This is a genomic window from Marinobacter sp. M1C (assembly GCF_023314135.1).
Lineage (GTDB): Bacteria > Pseudomonadota > Gammaproteobacteria > Pseudomonadales > Oleiphilaceae > Marinobacter.
The window spans coordinates 2,036,378-2,060,041 of sequence record NZ_CP092289.1 but is presented as its reverse complement, the minus strand read 5'-3'; the positions used below and the strand labels follow the sequence as shown (position 1 = coordinate 2,060,041).

23 protein-coding genes, 1 tRNA gene and 1 pseudogene are annotated in these 23,664 nt (G+C 51.6%); 15 read left to right on the top strand and 10 right to left on the bottom strand.

Annotated elements, in window-relative coordinates; all coding sequences use genetic code 11:
* Positions 1-826 precede the first annotated feature (826 nt).
* From MIH19_RS09805 to MIH19_RS09785, 5 genes are all read left to right on the top strand, one after another.
* Entirely contained in the window at positions 827-1,330 is a 504-nt protein-coding gene (locus tag MIH19_RS09805) for a DUF6538 domain-containing protein (protein WP_249008679.1), read from the top strand.
* The gene (locus MIH19_RS09800; RefSeq protein ID WP_249008678.1) at positions 1,287-2,294 is read left to right on the top strand and encodes a tyrosine-type recombinase/integrase; all 1,008 of its coding nucleotides are present in this window, start codon (positions 1,287-1,289) and stop codon (positions 2,292-2,294) included. The genes MIH19_RS09805 and MIH19_RS09800 overlap by 44 nt, the downstream gene beginning before the upstream one ends.
* Positions 2,295-2,469: 175 nt before the next feature.
* Complete coding sequence (locus MIH19_RS09795) at positions 2,470-3,282, top strand: BRO family protein (protein WP_249008677.1); 813 nt, start codon at positions 2,470-2,472, stop codon at positions 3,280-3,282.
* Between the two features lie 975 nt (positions 3,283-4,257).
* Positions 4,258-4,815, top strand: coding sequence for a recombinase family protein (locus tag MIH19_RS09790; RefSeq protein ID WP_249008676.1), 558 nt, complete (start codon positions 4,258-4,260; stop codon positions 4,813-4,815).
* Between the two features lie 577 nt (positions 4,816-5,392).
* On the top strand, positions 5,393-6,598 hold the full coding sequence (locus MIH19_RS09785) for a hypothetical protein (protein ID WP_249008675.1): 1,206 nt from the start codon (positions 5,393-5,395) through the stop codon (positions 6,596-6,598).
* Here the strand turns inward: MIH19_RS09785 and MIH19_RS09780 are convergent.
* The 4 genes from MIH19_RS09780 to MIH19_RS09765 form a co-directional block, all read right to left on the bottom strand.
* On the bottom strand, positions 6,566-7,225 hold the full coding sequence (locus tag MIH19_RS09780) for a hypothetical protein (protein WP_249008674.1): 660 nt from the start codon (positions 7,223-7,225) through the stop codon (positions 6,566-6,568). The genes MIH19_RS09785 and MIH19_RS09780 overlap by 33 nt on opposite strands.
* 167 nt (positions 7,226-7,392) lie before the next feature.
* Entirely contained in the window at positions 7,393-8,190 is a 798-nt protein-coding gene (gene istB / locus MIH19_RS09775; protein WP_249005879.1) for an IS21-like element helper ATPase IstB, read from the bottom strand.
* Positions 8,187-9,206 carry an IS21 family transposase gene (istA, locus tag MIH19_RS09770; RefSeq protein ID WP_249005880.1) on the bottom strand — a complete coding sequence of 340 codons (1,020 nt, stop codon included), beginning with the start codon at positions 9,204-9,206 and terminating at the stop codon, positions 8,187-8,189. The genes istB and istA overlap by 4 nt, the downstream gene beginning before the upstream one ends.
* Before the next feature lie 520 nt (positions 9,207-9,726).
* Complete coding sequence (locus tag MIH19_RS09765) at positions 9,727-9,951, bottom strand: hypothetical protein (RefSeq protein ID WP_249008673.1); 225 nt, start codon at positions 9,949-9,951, stop codon at positions 9,727-9,729.
* 185 nt (positions 9,952-10,136) lie between these two features.
* On the opposite strand from MIH19_RS09765, the gene MIH19_RS09760 reads away from it, so the two are divergent.
* The 3 genes from MIH19_RS09760 (at position 10,137) to rnhA (ending at position 11,956) form a co-directional block, all read left to right on the top strand.
* Entirely contained in the window at positions 10,137-11,126 is a 990-nt protein-coding gene (locus MIH19_RS09760; protein WP_249008672.1) for a hypothetical protein, read from the top strand.
* 156 nt (positions 11,127-11,282) lie between these two features.
* The gene (locus MIH19_RS09755; protein WP_249008671.1) at positions 11,283-11,492 is read left to right on the top strand and encodes a hypothetical protein; all 210 of its coding nucleotides are present in this window, start codon (positions 11,283-11,285) and stop codon (positions 11,490-11,492) included.
* Positions 11,489-11,956, top strand: a complete 468-nt coding sequence (rnhA, locus tag MIH19_RS09750) for a ribonuclease HI (protein ID WP_249008670.1) — start codon at positions 11,489-11,491, stop codon at positions 11,954-11,956. Before MIH19_RS09755 ends, rnhA begins: the two co-directional genes overlap by 4 nt.
* Before the next feature lie 92 nt (positions 11,957-12,048).
* Here rnhA and MIH19_RS09745 read toward each other — a convergent pair.
* Positions 12,049-13,218 (bottom strand): annotated as a pseudogene (locus tag MIH19_RS09745) (IS3 family transposase).
* A gap of 306 nt (positions 13,219-13,524) precedes the next feature.
* On the opposite strand from MIH19_RS09745, the gene MIH19_RS09740 reads away from it, so the two are divergent.
* Both MIH19_RS09740 and MIH19_RS09735 read left to right on the top strand, forming a co-directional pair.
* Complete coding sequence (locus MIH19_RS09740) at positions 13,525-15,216, top strand: RNA-directed DNA polymerase (RefSeq protein ID WP_249008669.1); 1,692 nt, start codon at positions 13,525-13,527, stop codon at positions 15,214-15,216.
* Positions 15,203-15,928: a hypothetical protein gene (locus MIH19_RS09735; protein WP_249008668.1), complete on the top strand. Its 726-nt coding sequence runs from the start codon at positions 15,203-15,205 to the stop codon at positions 15,926-15,928. The genes MIH19_RS09740 and MIH19_RS09735 overlap by 14 nt, the downstream gene beginning before the upstream one ends.
* 664 nt (positions 15,929-16,592) lie before the next feature.
* On the opposite strand, the gene MIH19_RS09730 is transcribed toward MIH19_RS09735, so the two are convergent.
* Positions 16,593-16,683, bottom strand: a tRNA-Ser gene (locus MIH19_RS09730).
* A gap of 212 nt (positions 16,684-16,895) precedes the next feature.
* Between MIH19_RS09730 and MIH19_RS09725 the strand changes: the two genes are divergently transcribed.
* Positions 16,896-17,426, top strand: a complete 531-nt coding sequence (locus tag MIH19_RS09725) for an isochorismatase family protein (protein WP_249008667.1) — start codon at positions 16,896-16,898, stop codon at positions 17,424-17,426.
* Positions 17,427-17,502: 76 nt separating this feature from the next.
* Complete coding sequence (locus MIH19_RS09720; protein ID WP_249008666.1) at positions 17,503-18,165, top strand: cupin domain-containing protein; 663 nt, start codon at positions 17,503-17,505, stop codon at positions 18,163-18,165.
* On the opposite strand, the gene MIH19_RS09715 is transcribed toward MIH19_RS09720, so the two are convergent.
* Genes MIH19_RS09715 through MIH19_RS09700 form a run of 4 tightly spaced genes read right to left on the bottom strand, consistent with a single transcriptional unit; the run spans position 18,162 to position 21,729 of the window.
* Positions 18,162-18,704 carry a lipocalin family protein gene (locus MIH19_RS09715; protein WP_349292898.1) on the bottom strand — a complete coding sequence of 181 codons (543 nt, stop codon included), beginning with the start codon at positions 18,702-18,704 and terminating at the stop codon, positions 18,162-18,164. The two genes, MIH19_RS09720 and MIH19_RS09715, sit on opposite strands and share 4 nt — an antisense overlap.
* A gap of 43 nt (positions 18,705-18,747) precedes the next feature.
* Positions 18,748-19,932 carry an MFS transporter gene (locus MIH19_RS09710; RefSeq protein WP_249008665.1) on the bottom strand — a complete coding sequence of 395 codons (1,185 nt, stop codon included), beginning with the start codon at positions 19,930-19,932 and terminating at the stop codon, positions 18,748-18,750.
* Between the two features lie 3 nt (positions 19,933-19,935).
* Positions 19,936-20,763 carry a protein-glutamate O-methyltransferase CheR gene (locus MIH19_RS09705; RefSeq protein WP_249008664.1) on the bottom strand — a complete coding sequence of 276 codons (828 nt, stop codon included), beginning with the start codon at positions 20,761-20,763 and terminating at the stop codon, positions 19,936-19,938.
* Between the two features lie 36 nt (positions 20,764-20,799).
* Positions 20,800-21,729 (bottom strand): chemotaxis protein CheV, encoded by a 930-nt coding sequence (locus MIH19_RS09700; protein ID WP_249008663.1) that lies wholly within the window; start codon positions 21,727-21,729, stop codon positions 20,800-20,802.
* Between the two features lie 211 nt (positions 21,730-21,940).
* Between MIH19_RS09700 and flgA the strand changes: the two genes are divergently transcribed.
* From flgA to MIH19_RS09685, 3 genes are all read left to right on the top strand, one after another.
* On the top strand, positions 21,941-22,642 hold the full coding sequence (gene flgA, locus MIH19_RS09695; RefSeq protein ID WP_249008662.1) for a flagellar basal body P-ring formation chaperone FlgA: 702 nt from the start codon (positions 21,941-21,943) through the stop codon (positions 22,640-22,642).
* A gap of 209 nt (positions 22,643-22,851) precedes the next feature.
* Complete coding sequence (gene flgM / locus MIH19_RS09690) at positions 22,852-23,172, top strand: flagellar biosynthesis anti-sigma factor FlgM (RefSeq protein ID WP_249008661.1); 321 nt, start codon at positions 22,852-22,854, stop codon at positions 23,170-23,172.
* 7 nt (positions 23,173-23,179) lie between these two features.
* Positions 23,180-23,650, top strand: a complete 471-nt coding sequence (locus MIH19_RS09685) for a flagellar protein FlgN (RefSeq protein ID WP_249008660.1) — start codon at positions 23,180-23,182, stop codon at positions 23,648-23,650.
* The last annotated feature ends 14 nt before the right edge of the window (positions 23,651-23,664 follow it).

The following is a 23,664-nucleotide window of genomic DNA, read 5'->3' as shown; positions in this document are numbered from 1 at the left end:
ATAGAATTCAAATTCTACGAAATATAAACACAGCTTACTATAAACATATGCGCGAGCTGCCGCGAGCGCATGTCCATTCGGGAACGTAAAAGTCTAAATTTTACTGAATTACAATAAAGGAAGAGAAGCCGCTGTTTGCCTTAGCTATCCTGAAAAGCCAAACCATGTCCAACCTGCTCGACGCCCACCCGATCGTACTAGACTGGATCGAGTCTGATCTGCGATGGTCTCGAGAAACGTGCTGTTGCTGGCACGACTGCTTCAGACCTGAACCGGTAGCCGCTGAGCAAAACACATATCACGCCAGAATGAGTGGCACGGCTTTTGGCCGTCTTCTGAATGGCCAAAAAGATGGCCCCAGAAAGAGATGCCGCCCGCTACAGCTAATGGTAGATTGACCACCACACGACTGTATAAAATACGATCAGAGGTAGTGCTGAAAACCACTTTTTCCGGATGGACACCAACAAAGAACCACCGGTTAAGTCGCTGCTATACAAGAATTCTTGCACCGGGAAACTGATCATCCTTAGCGGTTCGCGAATCGCAGTATGTTGCACCACTTTTAGCTACGCTTGGGAAACCCACAGCAACGTGGGCGCTATGTATAGTGGCACAGCGCAGGTCTCAGAGATGCTAGGATTTGATAAAAGTAACAACGGACAGAAAGGCCTAAATTCCGCTTTGGTTTTGTCCCGGAAATGAAAAAACCCCTGATCTTCTATAAGAAAATCAGGGGTTTTAAATTGGCGGAGAGAGAGGGATACTTTTCCAATCACCTCGAAACCCCAGAAGGCACGGGACATAAGGCATTCAAGCGGTTAGGGTGTCAACAAATCAGTCAACATTGGCCAATAACCTCACTATGTCCGATAGAAAATACTTGGTACTCAAGAGCAACACTTGGTCATTCAACTGGCGCGTCCCGAAGGACTGTAAAGACGTTTTCGGCGGCAAGGCCTTCATAACTAAATCACTCAAGACCCAATCCATTACCGAGGCTAGATTTCGCCGCAACCAGATGTTGGCGGAAATTGAGCAGCAGATTCAGGAGTACCGGCGCGGCCACAGCGAAGCAGTCAGCTATCGTAATGCTGTGCGTGAGCTGGTGATGATGGATAAGCAAAGCGTCTGGCAAGAGTTTGTGTCATATCAAAAGCAGATAACCGAGATGGTCAGCAGTGGTGTTCGCATTGAGATACCGGAAGACCTGCCCGATAAGTTGGCGAACCTGCCCGAAGAGGACAGGATTAAACTACACGCCAATACAGTGCAATCTGCATTCTATGACCAGATTGAAGACCCAGCAGAGCGAGGGGGCGCGAGCTAAAGCCGTTCAGCAAGTGGCGCTTGGTTACCAGTCCGACCTAGCACACGTGACCCTCAAAGAAGCCCTTGAGCAACACCTGAAGGACAACGGGCCACGAGTAAAGGTCAATACCCGAACACAGACACGCAACGCCGTAGCCCGTTTTCTTGAGTTCTCAGACAGGCCAGACGTCGCGCTTAAATCAATCCGGCGTAAGCAGGTTCACCAATTCATTATTCACTCATCGGAACTGCGCTCAGGCTCGACCGTAGACAATTATGTGTCATTCCTTTCGACTATCTGGAAACACGCCAGAAACCTTGAGGATGTGGAAGGTGACAATCCTTTCAGTGAACATAAAGTAGAGCGCCAGACAGAGAGTTACCAACTGTTTGAAGACGTACAACTGAAGGCCATATTCAAAGAAACCAGCAAGTACAAAGAATCAGCAAATGATTGCTACAAGTACCTCCTGCCCCGACTTGGGTACATGACAGGATGCCGCATTGAGGAGTTATGCAGCCTTCAGTGTGACCAGATCGTGACTGACCCTGATACGGCTATTATTTATTTGGAAGTCAGAACCGGCAAGAACAGCAACGCCAAGCGAAAGATACCCCTGCACGACTGGGTGAAAGACGATGTGATGCGGCAAGTGGAACGAGCTGGCTCTGGCCTACTATTTCCGACCCTAACCACGCAGCGCAATGACGGTAAACACGGTGACAAAGCGTCTAAGTGGTTTAGTCGATTGAAGAAGCAGCTGAATATCACAGGCGGGCGCAGCCGTTCCTTTCATTCATTCCGCGTACACATGGCGACCAACCTAGAGAGAGGCAAGGTAGAGGAAACAACGGCTGTATGGATTATGGGCCACACTCGTAACCTATCGCTGAGTTATGGCCTGTACTCGAAAGGTATGGCCATAACAGAACTAAAGGCGGCTATTGATACCATTCCGAAGCCAATCAAAGAGCCATCATAAAATACTCAAAAATCTATCAGCACATTTAAAAGACTCGACCACCAGTCTTCCCCCCCGCGCCCCATATCAGGTTATTGCAACACTTCTTCATGGTGGCCATACGGGAGGACCGAGAACGCCTTCAAAGACGGATACCACACCCAGAACGGAGCTTTGTGGTAACGTTACGGTTTCCATGGACGCAAAAGAACTGGGGGTAGCCTTGAACAATTCCACCTCATTTAACCACATTGTCTTGTCCTACCCAGGGACCGCAGGACAACAAGCAGTCAGAACCATCAAGAGAGGCGATGAAGTACTCTTCAGTCTTGAGGATGTTGTAAAAGTGCTGGCTGCAGAAAATGGCCGACTCTCTGGTGACGAGCGCGGAAAGGGCTTTAAGGGAATATTTGCTGCGCAAATAGAAGCGCTGGACTCTGACGAACAAGTATTAGTAACAGAGCCTCAAGTCCGGCGTTACGACCTTCCCCATCAAACCTACGTGACCCAGCCTGGCCTATTCAGGGTTGTACTTCGGGACACTAGCCCCGCTGCAAAACAGTTTCAGCGCTGGGTTCTCCATGAGGTACTCCCATCTATTCAGAAACACGGCACCTACCCGCCGCCGCTAGATCACAGCAATTCATCTGACATCAGACGAGCCACTGAACTTCTGCTGGAAGAGATCAAAGCACGGGAAGAGTTGGAGCGTCAGACCAAGCTCAAGTTTGACGAGCATGAAGCGAGAATTGAAGCTTTAGCAAATCGGATAACTGAAGGGGCAGGCCCAGATAGATTAGCAGGGTGCGTCACCGTCACTGAGTTTTGTTCTGAACATGACTTTGATGAATCACGCTTGCAATACATTGTTGCGATGTCACAAAAGCTTTGCCTAGAACAGACTCGCCCTCAAGGCAAGAAAGACGGCACGGCTGGGCCTAGAAGTTCGACCCATTTATTTCCTACAGACATAATTGAGATGTCTATAAATATGACCCGCGAGGGTTAAGCTGCCCTAAACGTCACAGCATATATATAATTGAGACTACCGGCTCCGCCAAATAGGTCAATGACACATCCTTGTGTCACGGTAGTCCTTTACTTCTTACTTCTTCCGCCTCTTCCGCTTGCTCGAAGCTTCAGACACCGTGGTGTCTGGGTGTGACTGGGCATAGCGCTCAGTGACATACCGGCCATTTACTGCACTTCGATGTTTCTTTGGGCTAGACATTGCTAATAACCTCTCTGGTGTCCAGATATAAAAGCTGACGGCCATGTATGAAAAACCGCCAGCCAGATAGCTTGTCGGTTATCGTCTAGGTTTACTGCGGAAATGCGAGCATACGTACTGCAGTATGCCTCGCACCGTCCGACAGTAAGACCTGACATAAACATCAGGACGAACGAGCATAAGGACAGCCCTCGTGTAGGGACCAGAGAGAGTGCAGTATCGAAGTGAAGCTCCTTGCAACAGCCAAAATTTCTTGGCTAGTTACCATGAGGTTCTGTACCATCAGTTCACGCACTTTGGTCTCTTCTGGCCTTGTGTGTTTAAGCGAAGGTCATAATCCGACCAAGAGAACACCTTCGCTGCCGATCGAAACCCTGGGGTCTCTGGCCTTAGGGTTTTTTTATGCCTCAACGCCCCTAAAGCTATGAGGACTATATCAGGATGTAGTGTTTTTAAAAGAAAAGCCCCCCTATGACCCGGACTGATATGACGGTTAGAATCAATGACAAAGCACTTGACTATCTAGTTATCTCTGATTTTTAAAGCTTTTCCGACAAAACACTGGAAAACATATTTAGTGAACTGCAGCTTTGCATATGTCCAGTTAAGTAAACTTGTTGGACACGCTCAGCACCTAGCCGCCAGCCCGCATTGTGCCGTGTCTAGTTGAGTTGATTAATTAATAATTGACACATTGTAAAGGTAAGTCTAGAGTCTGTTGGACACTATCGCATGACACAGGGAAGCAAGCACATGAGTGGTCAGCACATAGCCTACATCCGCGTATCCTCAGTAGACCAGAACACAGACCGCCAGCTGCACGGTCTGACCTTTGATGCCACGTTCACTGACAAGGCCAGCGGCAAGGACACGAACAGACCCGCGCTGACTGAGTGTCTACGCCATGTGAGGAAGGGTGACACGCTGCATGTGCACAGCATTGACCGCCTAGCCCGCAATATGTCCGACCTTCTGAAGCTGGTGGATGAGCTTACAGGACGTGGTGTGGCCCTTGAGTTTCACAAGGAGAAGCTAACCTTCACTGGTGAGGTCAATCCATTTCAGACATTACAATTGCAGATGATGGGAGCCTTTGCAGAGTTTGAGCGGGCCATGATCAAGGAGCGCCAGAGGGAAGGCATAGCAGCCGCGAAGGCAAAGGGTAAGCAGATAGGCGCTAAGAAGAAGCTGACGCCGGCACAGGTGGACGAAATAAGGGCTAGAGTGGCCTCAGGCTACGCTAAGAAGGGTTTGGCTAGTGAGTATGGGGTTAGCAGACAAACGCTGTACACGGCACTTGAGGTAGCCTGAGGCGGCATAAGTTTTGATAACCCACACCTTAGGGATAGATAAGGTTAATAGTTCTTTCTTATGGTGGCGCGTGTGTCCATTGCCCTGCCGTTTTCACCACGCCACCTAGCGTCGACACTACGCCACACAGCATACACAGCGCCCCTTACTTCAGGTTGACCATCTGGCCAGTGGTGGGCGCTGGGTGGGATGGCGCTGGGAGGTTAATAGTTGATCAATTATAGCTGGTTATTTGATAACCCACGCCTTAGGAAGAAAAGATACTGGTTACGGATTGTTCTGGGTGTCTACACCCCTGCTGTCCTCAAGTAGATACAAGAATAGTTCATTAATAGTATCAATCCGTTGTAGAGCCAATAGCAGGAGATAGGTACACTCCTCGCCCCCCTTCGTCTCGTTAAGAAATCACTTAGAACCAATGGCCTACTCGATCCTTCCCTTAGCGAATATCAAGCGCAACCCAATCTGGGAAGTAACGCGCCAGAAACAGGCAGTGTCGAACTCGGGACTAGATGAGCCTATATGGTCATTCCGTCCGGACTTTGGATCGGCTCTGAGCGGCCCTGGCGTGGACGTGATGTTTGATAATCTGTTTCCTTCGGTCGGGAATAGGGCTAAGCGTGGCCAATGTCAGGCGCTAATGAGCGCACTCCTCGCCTTAGCGCAGGCTGTGAATTGTAGCCAGTTGAAGGGCGCTAACTGCGGTTTCCTTCATGAGCGGTCGACATCTCGCACTGGAACGCCTCGACGTTATAAAGTGTGCGATTTTAGCACTACGCAATTCACGAAGGCGCTCGATGCTCTTGTAAGTTTGGATTTTGTTGAGTGCTGGAAGGGATTCAAGGGGAAACATTCGGTAAGAGGTGTTACTTCGCTATGGCTTCCAAGTAAGTCCTTCGGTTTGTGGCTTAACGAGAACTTTAAAAGCTTAAGGGTGATGTCGCTGTGTCAATCTCACGAAACGATTATTCTCAAAGACGACAATAAGCGCCTTCAGGAATACGATGACGATGACACCGTGAAAGCTATGCGAGAGCGGGTCGAGGCTGGGAATAGCTTAAGGTCATCCTTTTCTTGGTCATATGTTCCGATGATTAATGCGCAAAGCTATCTGGAAGGTAACGAGCGACATGGCATTCTCTCGAGTAGCCTACGATGCTACCGCGTATTTAACGGCGACTTTCGGTCAGGCGGGCGGTTCTACTGTGGAGCCCAAGGCTTGCGACAAAGCGAGAGAGCGACAATTACCGTTGATGGGAAGCCGACGATTGAACTGGACTACAAAAGCCTTCACCCGCGCCTAATTTACAATTTGGAGGGTATCGAGGCTCCCGAAGACTGCTATGCGTCCGCCAAACGATCGAGAGCGTTGACGAAACTGGTCAGTCTACTCAGTATTAACTGCACTTCCTTTAGCCAAGCGCATCGGGCTCTCATGCGAGAGACTAAGCTTTCCTCTGATGAGGCGAGAGAGCACCTGAAGTCTTACTCAGAGGAGCATGCGATAATATCTCATCGCTTCTTTGCGGCGGGTTGGAAGCGACTCCAATATCTCGACAGCCAGATTGTCGATGCAGTGCTAACTAAGACCGCCGCTCGTCTGATTCCGATCCTGCCGGTTCACGATAGCTTTGTCATTTCCACTGAGCATGCATACTGGGTTATGGCCCTAGCTGCCGAAAGCTATAGCGAGCTAACGGGTTTCAGCACGGTCATAGACTGGGAGTCCGTGCCCGATGTGCAGCACATTCTAGACAAGTGGCCAGACCTTTCGGGTTTTTAAGAAGCTGTCATCGACAGTGTATGTTTGAAAGAACTCCCAGCTACCAAAGAACGCATCTATGCGATGGTGATAAGCAGCTGAGCGAGCGAGCTGAGAGTAGACATCAGAAAGCCAGCGGACAGTGCTCAGAGCGTGGTAGCGACCATACTTTTGGACGAGCGCAGCCTGACCAGTTCGTATTGATGCAGTTCTCACGTCTTGCATGGCGTGCCCCGACTCATTCAAGTGCAGCACTTGGGTGAACTGTGACAGCATGCTATCGGCTACAGACGCTTGGCTTTCGACCTTCCGTTGAATTGGCTTGTTCTCGTAATGCTTAGCGAGGATGGTTACTGCAACAATCTCCCACCAGTTTTGAATCGGCTCGTCGCTGTTGAGACTCGGAGTATCGAGTGAGCCAAAGTTTGCATAACGTCCACGCCGAGCGTCCGCAAAGGAGTCAAGGCATCCAACGATGCTAAGAGCGATGGTGTCCTTTGGACGTTGATAGGTCAGCCGCACTCCACTTTCTAATGCAAGCTGATCAACAGTGTTTAGGAGCTTTGTGAGACTGTGTCCGTACTTTCTGACAACGCTCTCTGCCGGCATGACACCTTGGTGTTTTAGGGCGTGATCAACAACAAGCACGAGTTTGCAGAGACGTTCGATTCCGACCGAGAGTCCAAAAAATGCGGTGTAGTACTGTCCGAGTTTGTCTGCGTAGTTGGCATTGCCTAATGCTGTGTCAACGCCAGTTTAAAACTGACCCACTTATTGGCAATATCGCCAATCTAAAACTGACCCACCCTGGGCGTTTAAGTATTGGTTAATAGGTCTTGGCTGCTGGTTGAGATCGGTGCGGTACCCGCCATTTTCTTATCCTTCAATCGATAACTTTCTCCCCGGATTTGGACGATGTGCGCGTGGTGTAACAGCCGATCCAATAGCGCAGCGGTTAATGTCGTGTCGCCATAGAAGGCACTGGCCCACTGTGAGAATGGGAGGTTACTGGTGACGATGACACTGCCGTGCTCGTAGCGTTTGGCGATGACATTGAAGAACAGATTGGCCTCTTCGCGACCAAATGGCAGATAGCCGATTTCGTCGATGATCAATAGCCGTGGCGCTAAGATACTGCGTTTTAAGTACTGATCCAGACGTTCCTGTTTTCGGGCAATGACCAGTTGCAGCATCATGTCGGCCGCGGCAATGAAGCGCGTTTTAATGCCTTGGCTGACGGCTTTGTGGCCCAGGCTGATGGCCAGGTGGCTTTTGCCAACGCCACTGGGGCCCAGAAGCACCACGTTCTCTGCTCGCTCTACAAAGGCCATGCTCGTCAGTTCATTCAGCTGTTTACGCGGGGCTCCGCTGGCGAACTTGAAATCATAATCTTCAAATAACTTTCGCCCCGGGAAACCCGCGAACTTCAGCAACGTCTCTCGGGATCGTTGTGACCGGGCGTTCAGTTCCAGGTTTAATAGCTGTTCCAGGAAGTCAGCCAGGGTGCCTTCGTTTGAAGCAGAATGGTCGGCGATAGCCGCCCATTCACTGGCCAAGGTATCAAGTTTTAGGCTTGCGCAGGCGTGCTCGATACGTTGATGTTGCAGGTTCATAGGCGAGCCTCCAACAGCCGGTCGTACACGCTGAGGGGATGCTGAAAGCTCTCTGTCGGAACAGGTCGGATTGAGGCCGGCGCTTGTTGTACCACCGGTTGTGGCCGTGATGGCAGCGGCGCGAGCTCAAAGCGTTCTTGATCCAGCCGTATCTGAGGTTTAACACCGGTGGTGCCGTGAATGCGCTGATGCGCTATCAACTCAAGCCAAGGCCCTATGTGAGCGTTGGCCGTGGCCACGTCCAACCTCAGTCCAGCCTGGTTCAGGGTGGCCGCCAGAGGCGTGATGAAGCTGCCCTTCAAATAACCATTGAAGCGCTCAACCTTGCCCTTGGTGCGAGCTCGGTAGGGCCGGCAGGCGCGGGCGATAAAACCGTAATCCTGAGCCGTTGCCAACAGTTGAGCATTCCAGCGATGGCGGCCTTCGCCGTAAGCATCACGCTCGATCATGATGGTCTTGGCGTTGTCGAACAGGATCTCCTGGGGGACTCCGCCAAAGTAATGGCAGGCCTCTTCGATGCCTTGCAACCAGTCTTCCTGGCGCTCGTGCTCGGAGAACCGGACGTAAGTGGCACGACTGAACCCCAGCGTGGCCACAAAGGCTTTGATCTTGCGCCGGTGACGGGAAATGGTCGTAAAGTCGACCTGCATCTGCTTGCCAGGCGGCGTCTCAAAGCGAACCACCGGATCAGATTCGACGGTTTTGAAGTCGGCAATGTAGGACTTGAGCCGGCTGATCCCGCCGGCATAGCCGCGGTCCTGGATCTCTCTTAACAGCACGGTTGCCGGTATCCAGTGTGGCTTCGCGGCTTCGATCCGCGCCAGCAAATAGTCTTTATAGGAATCCAGCTTAGTCGCTCTCTGCGTTCGGTCGGGATAGGTGGGCACCGCGCTCAGATCCCGCAGATAGCGGCGCACGGTGTTGCGGGACACGCCCAGTTTCTGAGCGATGGCGCGAATACTCTCGCCCTGACGATGCAATACATGAATTTCCACAAGTGTCTCCTGAGTCAACATCGGCCGCCGCTCTGATCGTGTGATTAAGCGGCTATTTTGCCTCAGGTGGGTCAATTTTAAGTTGGCGTTGGTGGGTCAGTATTACTGTGGCGGTGACAATGCTGTGGCTCCTGAGCCGATCAGGTCACGTGCAAGGATGCATTCTCGGCGAATGGCATGCCATTCTGGTATGTCCCATGGATTCGTGGCTGTCATTACGTATTCTTTCACCTCCTCAAGTTATGATTCGTCTCCGAGAAACATTACGTGTTTCGACACTTGAAAGGAAGGTATGTGATGGTCGTAGTGGGGTATACATTGCCAGGCTTGCCGGATACTTCAAGGCGACGGTTTGTCGTGTTCTGGCGGAAGCCAGAGAAGCGGGATGAGTTGGTTATTTGATAACCCACGCCTTAGGAAAAACCTAGTGAAACTAAAAGATGACTTAATGTAAAACCTACAGTCAGACTTTAAGTGATTGTAGGTCAGACTCTAAGCTCTACATTAGATATATATAATATGGTCACCAGCTTCAGCGACACTAAGCAGCTATGCCCAACCAAGCGTTACCATCCAGCGTAGCCACGGCTAACCGTACCCCAGCCGAGCCGCCATGAGCACTCACGCACTCTAAAGCCTCTTCAGCCACCACAGGTGCCACAGCCCACCAGCTATGGGACAGAACGGCGTCCGGGAAAATGCCCACCACGTCAAACTTCGAGTGAATGCTCAGGACATCATGGACTAATGGGGTTTGGTTAATCATTTCTGATACTTCGCTAGTTCGCTAGTTCGCTGACGGGTTAACATAACGATAAATAATCGTTTATAAACAATAATTTACTGGATTGTTCAGGGTTTTAGTATCACCCGTGGCACTACCGTTGCGCCCTTTCCCAGAGCATGGGATTATTGCGCCCCTTTTCGCACCCTCACACACAGAGTGACAACATGACCGACAGTTACGGCCACGCCGCGCTAGTGAAAAAGCTCAATGAAGCCGAGTCCTTCCTGATCAGCATGAAGGAACTGAGCGTAGACTCCGACTTCCAGATGCGCGAAAAGATGGACCACAGCGTTATTGATGACTACGCAGATAATCTGGCACACCTACCTCCAGTCCACGTCTTTGAAGTCACGAACGCAAACGACACGGAGCTGCTGCTCACTGACGGCTTCCACCGCTTCTTTGCACATGAAAAGGCTGGGTCAGAAGATATTATCGCCAAGGTGATTCATGGCACACGAGAAGAAGCGATCCAGTACGCCATGGCTGCTAACTTCGCGCACCTGAAAGGAGGCAGCAAGCCTTCAGCGAGTGACCAGAAGAATGCGATTGAGACGCTGTGTAAAGCGATGATGGATAGCTTTGGATATGACGCCAAGGCCGTTGTCCCAGCCCTCAGGAGAGCAGGCGTTAAGGCGTCCCAACGCTGGCTGGAAAAATGCACAGCTCAAGTACGCGAACAGATCACTGCACGACGCAACGCAAAGATTTCAAAGATGCGGGCGGAAGGCCATACCCAGAAGGAAATCGCGGAAGCTGTGGGTATGTCTACCTCAGGGCTGGGTGATTACCTCAAGAAAGTTACGGCGCCTGACGAAATCCGTAAAGCGCACAGTACGAAAACCGGATTCAGTGCTGACGAAATCGGAAATCCAGAGTTCGTCGGGTTTGAGGAAGAGGAAGGCGAAGCGCCTGTAATTAACCCAGCCGAGGCCCAGCAAAAAGCACTGGAACAGCTTGAGAATAAGCGCCAGGCTAGAGAGAAGATACCCGCTCAAGAAGTTGAAGCCGCTTTTGATATGCTGATCGGCGCTTGGAAGAAGCACGGCAAGGCTACGTTTGATGATTACCTCACTGACGACAACGAGGCCAGAGCCGCTAGCCGCGCAGAGTTCCTGAAGATCATGAAGTTCGCAGCCAACCGCATAGCATAGCCCACGCCTTAGGATGCGGCGCCCGCTGCACTCCCGCCTGATATTCAGCTGCACCGAGCAAGCCCACGGCTTGTCAAATCGACACCGGACATAATCGTTTGGCATCCCCTGCCGACTCCTACTTTTTTCAACTTCCTACACAGCTTTGGAGAATCCATGTACACCACGGATTGCCGCGCATACCTGCGCCACGATAAAACAGCCACGACCCGGCAGGTAAGGCTTAGCGCTTACCATTGGTCACTCATCGAACGGACACAGAAAGAGCTCGCTGCCCGCTTAGGTGTGCGCCGAGTATCCCGCCCAGTAGCGTTGCTTCACATCCTTGACGAAGCACACAACCAACAGAAGGACAACAACGAATGACAGCAATAACAGTACATACAGATGGCGCCTGCAAGGGCAACCCCGGCCCCGGCGCGTGGGGCTTGGTTATCGAAGATGAGGCCAAGCGTCTATGCAAGGCGGGCCGCGTTGACAACACGACGAACCAGAAGATGGAGCTGACAGCCGCCATTAAGGCTCTGGAGTCTTTGGGCGCACACCAAGGCCGCCCTATTCAGCTATTCACTGACAGCGATTATCTAGTTAAGGGGATGACCGAATGGATGAGGAATTGGAAAACTAAGGGGTGGCGCGGTTCAAACAAGAAGATTGTACAGAACAAAGAACTATGGCAGCGGCTCGACGAATTGAACCAAAAGCATAACGTACAGTGGGCGTGGGTGAAGGGTCACAGCGGGAACCCCGGCAACGAACTGGCGGACACCTTAGCGAACCGGGCAATGACGGAGGGTCGAATTTTGGAGCGTACGGTGTTACCGCTATGAACCCTCAGCACTAACTGTCAACGACTTCAGTAATCCCTCTTGCATGTTCTTCAGGGCTGTATGGAGTGGTCAAGCACTTTGTGACGACCCAGTTAAGCTGCTTTCCTCAGTTCAACAGCGGCTGCTTCGTAACCCATCGGGCTGAGATAACCCAGCGTAGAGTGCAGTCGTCGACTGTTATAAAACATCACAACGTAATCCAGAATATCCCGCTGTGACTCGGTGCGCGTCTGGTAGCTTCGCCACTGCACACGCTCCTTTTTCAAGCTCGCAAAAAAGCTTTCGGCGACCGCGTTGTCCCAGCAATCGCCTTTACGACTCATGCTACCAACGAAGCCGTTTGCGTACAGCAACCGCCGATAAGCGTTGCTGGCATATTGAGAGCCTCGATCCGAATGGACGATTAAACCGGGTTTTCGGTTGCCGCTGCCAGAGGGCCATGTTCAGGGCGTCTGTCACCAGCCTGGTGGTCATCCGCGACCCTATGCTCCAACCGACTACCCGTCGGCTGAACAAATCAATGAACACCGCCAGATACAGCCAGCCCTCTCGGGTCCAAATGTAAGTGATGTCACCGACGTACGCCTGATCAGGCTCAGCAGCGCTAAAGTCTCGTGCCAGTACATTGTCGAACACCGGCTGTTTATGGTCGCTGTTGGTGGTTACCTTAAACTTCCTCCGGTACCGGGCTTTAACGCCTGCTTCACGCATCAGCGACCGCGCCTTTCGCCGACCCACTGGATAGCCCAGGGCGTTCAGAGCGTGCTTCATCCGCCTGGAGCCATAGCTCTTGTCGCTACTTTGAGCGACCTCCTTCACAGCCTCAATCATCGCCTCGTGCTCCGCATTCGGCAGCCGTTCGCGTTGACGTTGGCAGTAGCGATAATAGGCATTGCGACTGACACCCAAGAGCCGACTCATTACGTCGACCGGCCAGGTCTTCTTATGCTGGGTGATGAACGCGTACTTTAATGCGTTTCCTTGGCAAAGAAGACCGTCGCTTTTTTTAAGATGTCTTTCTCCATTTTCAAACGGCGATTTTCTTCTCGCAACTGACGAATTTCCAACTGTTCAGCGGTCAGTTTGCCGTTCCCTCTGAAAGCCTGCCCATCGACCGACTCATGCTCTTTTATCCAACGCCCCAGCATGTTTGGGTTGATCTCCAGACTGCGCGCCGCGTGGGCTCTTGAATAGCCCTGCTCCAGTACAAGACTGATGGCGTCCAGCTTAAATTCTTTTGAGTACAGTTTTCTTGTGGTCATGTAGGTTCTCCAGGTTCAGGGTATTATTCCTTAACTGGGCTGGTCACATCCATTCAACCACTTCAGTATGTTCGCCGAAGCGGTGCGCCATCGTGTCCCGGCTGCGCCAGCCTTGGATTTCCTCTAAGCGATCCAAAGGCAACTCCATAGGTTCCTTTTGGAAAGAAAAGACCATGATAGATCGGCATGCCATCGAAGAGTTGCCAGACCTTCGGTACAATTCTCGGGACAACAGAAAATAATTAACTGCCCGCACGATAACGAACGTTAGTTCGATGTGATGACGTATTCAGAGAGGAAAACGAATTGGCAACACCAGAGCTTCGACATTTTGAGCGCGCCGCACAGGAGATTGCTGCGCACGGAGATAACGATACGCTGCCCTTTGATCTAGATGTGAAATTTGTAGGTCAGAAGGCAAACGAACTCGCTGCAATTGCCTTCGGATTTTATTCAGAGCTTAAAGCTGGGACACCTAAGGAGAATAGAACTCGGCTCCATGGACTGAGGGTATACAGCGAACGGCTGATCGCCCCGTCTAGCACTAACGGATTCCGTGTAGTAACGAAAATTCATCCGTTCTGGAATATCTACTTAAATGGATTGGCGATTGCGATTGCTGAAACATTAGAACCCCTGCGCGACGAGCATGCACATTCGTACCGGCTTTTACCCCATGGTGAAGAAAAGCTATTTGATCCCAACCGATCTTGGCGTGCCTTTAAAGAGGCCACCGTTCAGCACGCTAATGAAGCAGGTACGGAAGCAGTCATTGTGCAAACGGATATATCGAGTTTCTATGATCATGTCTCGCATCACCACCTAGAGCACTTTATTAACGACCTTGGGGGGGAATCCGCAGTAATGGCGAGTCAGATCGACGCGTTACTAGGTCGTTTTTCAGGCAAACGCTCATTTGGGTTGCCCGTTGGCGGCCAGGCATCCAGGGTCTTTTCGGAGCTCTTTCTCAGCTACGTCGACAACGCTCTTAGTGCAGCCGGTGTTAGCTGGCACAGGTACGTCGACGATTACATTCTCATAGCTGCCGACACTTCGGATGCATACCGGGTACTTGGTACACTCGCGCAAATTTTAGCCGACTATGGCCTATCGCTCAACAAATCCAAGACGATTTTCCTGACATCTAAACACTATCAGGATTATGTTCGCGCACAGCTTGGCGACAATGACGAGGAGGCCGAAAAGCTTCGAAGAATCGACCTAAAATTTGATCCGTACTCAGACGAACCAGATATTGATTACGAATCGCTAAAGGGAATTGTAGAATCATTGGATGTTCGCCGCTTGCTAAATCGCGAGCTCGAGAAATCCTTACCAGATAACTTCCTTGTTGCGCAGATTGGGCGGACCATGCGCCTGCATTCGCCTGGCGTAGCATCAGAGATCGCTACGACCTTGCTGATGCCAGCAAACCTGCATGCGTTTCGCTCATCGTTTTCGACTATTATGCGCGGCATTGCGCATCTCCGCTCGGATGCAACATTTGCCAATATACATGGCAGAATCGATATCCTGCTTGACGCCGTTCCGGTTACATCTGGCCACCTATTGCAGGTGGATACGAACCGACTCCACTACTTAAGGTGCCTCAGGTTCCAGGCGACGCCCGAAAGACGCAGATACATAAAGACCCTCTTCGATGGAAGGGGGTCCGATGTTATACAGCGTGCTTGCATTGAGTGTTGGCGGAGCTGGAAAGATAGTATTGCCTTTAATTTTTTACGAAACCGATGGGATCAAATGTCACCCGATTGCCAGCGTATATTTTGGCTCGCGACGTTCTCGTTCGGCAACCAAGGCAAAAGCGTTCGCCGTCAATTCGAGCCCTCATTGCGTCAGGGTTGGGCTCTTGGCGTTGAGGTGCCACTTGATAAGAAGAAAGACAAGGATAAACTCGAAGCACATCCGCGTGGAGCTGAGCCGCGCTTTTCAACCTTGTACGAAAGCTGGGCGCTGGAGATGAATGATGCAGGTTGACCCACGCACAATCGCGCGCGATATTCCTGGCATCTTCGATGAGATATTTCCGCAGCTGACACCTAGCATCGTTAAGCATTTCAACTCGCAGGCCCAAACGATGCCGGTTCGAGCGTTACCCAAAGAACTCTTGGACGCGTCGACACTCCAGCGGGCGATGCTTTTTGAGTTGGCATATTCGGTGGCTGAAAACATCCTTAGAGGACAGTTTATCGACTGGACTGCGTGCTGCGAAGCTACCCTAGAGCGTCAGCGGGCATACTTTGATGCCAAGCTTCCAGAACAATTTGATACTGCAGATAAAGAGGTGGCCGAGCTAGTTGGAAAGAATTTAGCTGAGTCGCTTCAGCAGATGAGTCGCTCCCATGGTCTGCCCTTGGTGGAGAGACCTGACATCCCAGGACTGGAGTGGGTTGGTAGCGGAAAAGGCGACTTTGCTTTAGGAGAGTGCCTTATCGAAGTTAAATGTACCGCCAAGCGTTTTTCTTCTTCGGATTATCGGCAGGTAGCAATCTATTGGCTGTTGAGCTACGCCGCTGCAATCGAGGGACGAGGCACCGAATGGAAGGAGTTTGCCCTGTTTAACCCGCGTAGTGGTGCAACCGTTAGGCTCACTTTTGACAAGTTCCTCGCGATTATTAGCAGCGGCCGAACGAAAATCGATATCCTGCAGCTGTTCCAATCGCTCATAGGGACGCGCCAGAAAAAGTGAGCCAGGCCGACGGCTACAAGCCCAATCGACAAGAAATCAACAGTAGCGTTTACCTGAGGACAACCTTTGAGGCTCTAGTCTTTAACTTTACTGCTAGGTCCTGCGTAAGCACTGTAACTGTGCGCAGTACCGTCCTAGTTGGTTAACTCGCTAGCAGCTTTCAGCAGTGTATTTGCTTATCGGCTGTAGTGGATGGTTTTTCGGTTACGTATGACCCCGGCGCACCCGTAAGTGCACCCGGATTCTTGGAAGCGTTCTGGCTGATGACGCCAAGCGTAACCAAAAGGCCATAACCGCACTCAAGAATGTCTTTAATCTAAATAGATAGGAGGGCGCTATGACTGAGTCAAAGGGTCACTCAAACGTCCTCAGGCAAGCAGCAGGCTGCGCAAAGAGAACCTAGAGTACGGGCCTAAGGTCAGACACAGAGAGCACTTGAGGTCACGGGGACGTCACGTTGAGGCAGACTTTATGCGAGTGACCAATTACGGTAGATTACCTACCAGCTTCAGACGCGCATCTATTGCAGTGTACAGATAAGAAAAAGCCCGACATTACGAACGATAGGCTCATGTGTCGGGCTAAATAAAGCAGTCAACAAGGAAGTCAACATTGACTCTTTTGTGTGGCTCTAAGCTTATGATTTATAAGCAAAAAGCAGTATTGGCGGAGAGAGAGGGATTCGAACCCTCGAAACGCTATTAACGTTTACACACTTTCCAGGCGTGCGCCTTCAGCCACTCGGCCACCTCTCCTAAAACGGTGTCGAATCAGCAAGATGATCGTCGATTCGAGGGCGCAGACTTTAATCGTTTTATCGGCGCTTGGCAACCACCTTGAAACCAAAAGCCGCAAAACTTCCAGCTTGCGCAGGTAATTGTCTGTACGATAGACGTCATTCCTTATGTGTCTATCAGGCAGCGTGATTCGTTTCAGGATATGAGCAGAACTTAAAGGCGAATAATGAATGTTGATGCGATCTGAACACTCGACTCTGCTGCTAATCGATCTCCAGGAAAAACTGATGCCAGCGATTGCCCATGGGCAGGATGTCGTCAGCCAGTGTGTCACGCTCGCTAAGATTGCTGGTCTGTTGAACGTACCGGTTTTAGCCACGGAGCAGTTGCCAGAAAAACTGGGATCAAATCTGAAAACGGTTAAGGAGCTTTGCCACCTTACCCTGGCCAAAAACCACTTCGATGCCTGCTCGGACGGTCTGGTCGAGGCTCTACCAGAAGGCCGGCCACATATTGTTATTGCCGGCTGCGAGACCCACGTGTGCATGATGCAAACGGCACTTAGCCTGATTGATGCCGGCTACTCGCTCTGGGTTGTGGCAGATGCTACAGGGTCGCGTAAAGAATTCGATCGGGATGTCGCCCTTGACCGGCTCAACTCTTGCGGCGCGCACATCGTTACCGTTGAAATGGTCGCGTTCGAGTGGATGCGACACTGTAAAAACACGGCCTTCAAAGAGGTGCAGCGGTTGATTAAGTAGGCATAAAACCCAATCATCCGTTCATAACCGGGCAGCGTAAAAATTAGCCCTGTTTTCACCAGTAAAGAGGTCAACAATGCTGAATATGGATTTTGCCCGCCGGGTTGTGGTTCATACCGGTGAACAGGAATGGCTTGCCAGCCCTTCAGGCGGCGTGGACAGAAAGCCATTGGCCCGAGAAGAGGCGGAGCGCGGCCACGCTACCAGTATTGTTCGCTATAAGCCCGGTGCGTCGTTCAGTCGCCATGAGCACCCACTGGGTGAGGAAATACTGGTACTTGAGGGCGTGTTCTCGGATGAAACCGGCGATTACCCGGCAGGTACCTATCTACGCAACCCGCCGGGCACGGGTCACGCGCCTTTTAGCAAGCCTGGCTGTACCCTGCTGGTAAAACTGCATCAGTTCGACAAACGCGACCGCACTCCGGTGCGAATCAATACCCAGAAAACTCCCTGGCTTCCCGGAATCGGTGGGCTTGAAGTCATGCCCCTACACGAATTCGAGCACGAACATGTGGCACTGGTGAAATGGCCGGCAAACGAACGATTCCAGCCCCACCGGCATTTTGGCGGGGAAGAAATCTATGTTATTTCAGGGGAGTTTTGTGACGAGAACGGGCGGTATCCTCAAGGAACCTGGATAAGAAGCCCTCACTTAAGCCAACATCATCCTTTTGTAGAACAGGAGACTATTATCTGGGTAAAAATCGGCCACTTGCCTGTTGAACAGACGAGTTAATTGACGGTGCTGTGATCCACCACGATCAGCTCTTGCAGATCAAACCCTGCGTCCAGAGCTGTTTTTCTGAACTCGGCCATGGCCTCATCGCTAACCGTCGGGGTGCGTGACAGAAACCACAAATAATCCCGGTTGTAGCTGGTAATGTAGGCCTGCTGGTACTGGTCATCCAGCTCAAAAATAACGTACGACGCATAGAAGGGGCCGAAGAACGACACTTTCAGGTGGCCGTCAGTGTCTTCATTCACGAAGAGCGCCCGACCCTTAGCTTCTTTCCATTCGCTTTTTTCGTCATTGTAACCGCGGTTGATCACTTTCAGACTTCCGTCGTCCTGCTTTTCATACTTGGCAGTCACCCTGCTTAAACCTTGCTCGAAAGAGTGATCAAGCCGGGCAATTTCATACCAGGTACCCAGATAGCGTTCGGTATCAAGGCTGTTTACCGGCTGGATACCCTCGGGTAAGCCGGTACAGGCACCCACCATCAATAACAGCGGTGCGATAATGAGTTTGCGGAAGTCGTACAGGATAATCGTCACTCCTTGCGGTTGGTGAGTGGATAGGAGCCAAAGAGTAAAAGTATCAGGGCAGCTGCGTGATGGCCGAGTTGCGTCGCAGATACCAAAAAAGCATAAGTCCAGAGTGCAACAGTAAAAGTGGGATCGCAAGCAGCAAAAGGCCGCCCCAGCCGAGGGAGCTTAAGGCCAGGCCGGCTGACATGGACGCAACGGCCTGAAAGCCAAAAACCATCATGTCATTCAGTCCCTGAACGCGGAAACGCTCGGAATCGTTATAGCCTTGCGGCAACAAACTGGTACCACCAACGAATAAAAAATTCCAGCCTATACCCAGTAAAATCAACGCACTCAAGTAATGATGAAAGCTGACGCCGCTGACCGCCAGGGCAATGCAGATCAGATAGGCAACCATACCCGCTAACATCATGCGCCCTATGCCTACCACTCGAATCAACCAGCCGCTTATTAGGGATGGCAAGTACATAGCCATAATGTGCAACTGAATAACACGCTTGGCATCATTCAGGGGGTGCCCTGCAATTTCGGTCATGCTTAAGGGCGTTGCCGTCATAATGAAGCTCATGGTCGCGTAACCCACCGCAGCAGCGCTAATAGCAACCCATATCACCGGATTTGCAAGAATTTCACGCATTGGCCGACCACCGCCTTCATGCACCGGTCGCGGTAGTTCGCCGCTGCTGCGGTAACCGAGCACCAATATGATCATGGCAGCAAGCTGAACCGCTGCCAGTCCCAGCCAGCTGGCCAGAAAGGGGTGCAGCGGATCGTCACCACCAATCGAGGCAATTTCCGGACCGACCCAGGCCGCAACCAATCCACCTAACAGAACGCGGGCCGCTGCAGTGCTGGCCAGTTTGGGGGGAACAGATTCCATAGCGGCGAAGCGGTACTGATGCACAACTGCAAGGCCGCTGCCGCCAAGTACCGCCGCTAGACACAAAAGGGCAAAAGCACCTTGCCAGGAAGCCAGCGCACCCACTCCAGCAGCGACCGCGCCCATAACAGTGCCCAAAAGCATCACCGGCTTGCGCCCGACGCGAGCCATAAGCCAGGTGGCGGGCTTGATGGACAACACCGTACCGACCACCACGAATGCTACCGGCAAGGTCGCATATTCAGGGCTGCCAGCTAGCGCCCGGCCCTGAATACTGCCAATAAACACAATAAATGGCGCCGTACACATGGCCATCGCCTGTGCCGCAATTAACACCCAGACATTCAATGGCATAGTTTATTTTTTTCGGTAGATAATACCCGGACTGCACTGGACCATCTCGTACAAGTCAGTTAACCCGGTAAGGGATTCCGATGCGCCCAGTATAAGATAACCGCCTGGGTTCAACGACGCGTGAATACGGGTAAGAATGTCGCGTTTGTGCTCCGCGGAGAAATAGATCAACACGTTGCGGCACATGGCAATATCAAACTTGCCGAGAAGATACCGCTCTAATAAGTTGATTTCCTTATACTCCACCATCGCTTTTATCTGTGGTTTGATCTGCCAACTGCCGTTGACAGCAGCGGTAAAAAACTGTTTTTGCCGCTCCGGCGACAAGCCCCGGCCAATGGCAATGGTTTCGTATTCGCCGCGGCGCGCCGCATCGAGAACCGTTTTGGAAATGTCGGTGGCAACAATCTTCACGTCACGCAGGCGCCCGGGCCGCAGGCGGCGATATTCTTCAATCACCATTGCTGTGGAATAAGGTTCTTGTCCGGTAGAACATGCCGCCGACCAGATACGTAACGGTTGCGACATTTTACGGTCTGCAAACTCAGGCAACAAAATAGCCTGTAAAATGCGGAACGGGTGATTATCACGAAACCATAAGGTTTCGTTGGTGGTCATAGCATCAATAACCACTTCACTCAAATTATTGCGGCCTGGACGCTTCAGGCGATCAAGTAACTCGCCAAGAGAGCCAAGCTGATTGTCTTCCAGAATCCGGCGCAGCCGGCTCTTCACCAGATACTGTTTATTGTCGCCCAGCAGAATGCCCGATGCGTTTTGTAAAAAGGTCTTGAACGCCGCGTATTCCTGAGGAGTGATTTCAGATTTCATGCATTCTCGATTCTGACAGCCTGTGAAGTAACACGTTTATTTTCCATCAATAATATCCATAACCCGCTCGGCCAGTTCGTCTGGGCTGAATTTCGCCATAAAATCGTCTGCCCCCACTTTCTGAACCATCGCTTTGTTAAACACGCCGCTCAGGGAAGTATGCAGCATAATAAACAGTTCGCTAATCAGCGGATTTTCCTTGCAGCGCGCAACCAGTGTATAGCCGTCCATTTCAGGCATTTCAACGTCGGAAATCATCATCGAGTGATGGTCCGTCGCTTTGGAACCGTCGGCGGTGATCTCCGTCAGATAGTCCAGAGCCTGCTTGCCATCATTATGGGCAACAACGTCCATACCTATGGCTTTCAAACAACGTTCAATCTGCCGCCGGGCCACATTCGAGTCGTCCACCACCAACACCGGAAGATGGCCTTGTACCCGCCCTGCACTGCGGCTGAGAATGTCTTCGCCAACGTTTTCCTTTAACGGAGCCACTTCCGAAAGAACCTTCTCTACATCAATGATTTCAACCAGTTTGTCGTCAATTTTTGTGACGGCTGTCAGGTATACATCGCGGCCTGCGCCTTTAGGCGGTGGCAGAATATCTTCCCAGTTCATATTCACAATGCCTTCCACGCCACTCACCAGAAAGCCTTGGGTTTTGCGATTGTACTCGGTAATGATCACAAAACTGGTGACCAGATCTTCTTGAGGAATGGCCGGCATACCAATCGCCATCGCCAAATCAATAATCGGAATAGTCGCGCCGCGTGTGTAGGCCACGCCGCGAACCACCGGTAGGCTGCTGGGAATGCTGAACAGCTTAGGGCACTGCAATACCTCTTTTACCTTGAACACGTTAATGCCATAAACCTGGCGCCCGCGGAGCCGAAACAATAGCAACTCCAGCCGGTTTTTTCCGACCAACTGCGTACGCTGGTTCACGCTGTCCAATACACCTGCCATAGTTCTTTCTCCCGACGGCCGGGCTAACCGGCACAGTTTTTGCTTTCTCAAGTGTCTTGAAAGAGCAATTTTTCTCACATGCGCCAAAATATCGCTATCGCATGTCAGGTTTAACGGCCAGTGCCCGCAAATCGTGATGCCACCGGAATGAATTTTTCGCAGCACAACCGGCTTTACCAACACATCGGCAAAACAGGACGCTTTCATATATATGCGCAAACACACTCTTGTCACTGCCCTTCTCGGCCTATGCCTAAGCCCGTTTGCACTGGCAAACTCTACCGCACATGACATTCACACTGCGGCTAATCTGTTTTTGCAACAGTTTGCCACAGAACAGGCCGCTGCAGGCTATGAAGTCAGCTATGAAAGTGCAAAACCCGACCCCAGATTGTCATTGGCTGCCTGCAGTGGTCCGCTGAGCGTTCATTTCAGCGGTGACCCTTGGAAATCCGGCCAGCCCTCTATGTTAATCGAGTGCAGCGGCGAGCGACCATGGCGCATGTATCTGGGTGCTACCGTAGACATTCGGGGACCGGCTTTGGTGGCTAGCCGCCCACTCGCCCGCGGCGAGCGCCTTCGCGCCGATATGTTAAGCCAGCAGACCGTTGTGGTGAATGCCAGCCGCCGTGGAACCATTGCTGAAGCGCAGTTAATCATCGGTATGGAAGTTCGTCGGTCCATTAACAGTGGCTCGCTGATCACCCCGGATCTACTTTCGGCACCCGATGCCGTGGAGCGTGGCGACCATGTTATGATCACCGCCAGCAGCGGCTCTTTTACCGTACGTTCGCGCGGGAAGGCCCTGGCCAATGCGGCGATTGGTGAGCAGGTGCTGGTAGAAAATCTTCAGTCTTTACGGACCATCAAAGGCCGAGTGACCGCGCCCGGCCAAGTGCTGATTCCGATGTAACAAACGAACGAAAAACCAGGCGACGCTGTCCGGCACTTTTTTGCCGTTTACATTGCGTAAGCCCGTGCCGCGAAAACACAAGCGGCAAAAACTAACCGGCTATTTTTTTGTAAAAATATGTTAAAGCTTTTTTGACCGCCGCCGTTACTCAGTCATAGACCATATTTTGCGCCTCGATCGGCGCCGCAACCAATACAGCAGGTACTAACATGTCCGTTGACTTCAATGGAATCAACCAAAGCCAAATCAACACCCAGCGCCCCACTGCCGACAAAGCCGGCAACGCGGCCAAAACCGCAACGGTGGAGCAGGCCACGGCCCAAAGCACGCAGGCCCGCGGTGAGAGTGTTAATTTGAGCAGTCAGGCCCGCGATCTCAAACAGCTAGAACAAAAGCTGGGCGACTTCCCGGAAATGGACGATGAGCGGATCGCTCAGATTCGCAGTGCTCTGGAAGACGGCAGTTACAAGGTAGACGCTCAACAATTGGCCCAGAAAATGCTTGATATGGATAAAAGCATATTTGGATGAATAAATTATGGCCGCTATTGATGATCTGAAAAACCTTCTTGCGCAAGATATCCGCCAGTTGTCTGCTATGGCGGATCTTTTGCGCGCTGAAAAAGAACTGCTGTCTACCTCTGACATGAAGCAGCTGCAAGCACTGACTGATGAAAAAAACGCTCAGCTAGAGCAAATTCGCGAACGCGCCAAACTCAAAATTCACGCTCTGGTTGCTATGGGCTTTCGTCCTGAGAGCGGTAATCCTTCCCGCTTTATTGCCGCCGCTGGACTAACTGAACTTCACCAACTCTGGCAACAGGCCGATCAGGCACTGACCCAGTGCCAGCAGCTGAATCAAAACAACGGCCGGGTAATGGCTCATATGCAAAAACGCCTGGCCAGATTAAGTGATATAGTGCGCGGTTCCAGCAGCCGGCAGAAACTCTACGGTGCTGGTGGCCAGCATACGGCGGTGTCATCCAGTACTATTCTGGCCAGCGCCTGAGGCGCCAGTGATCT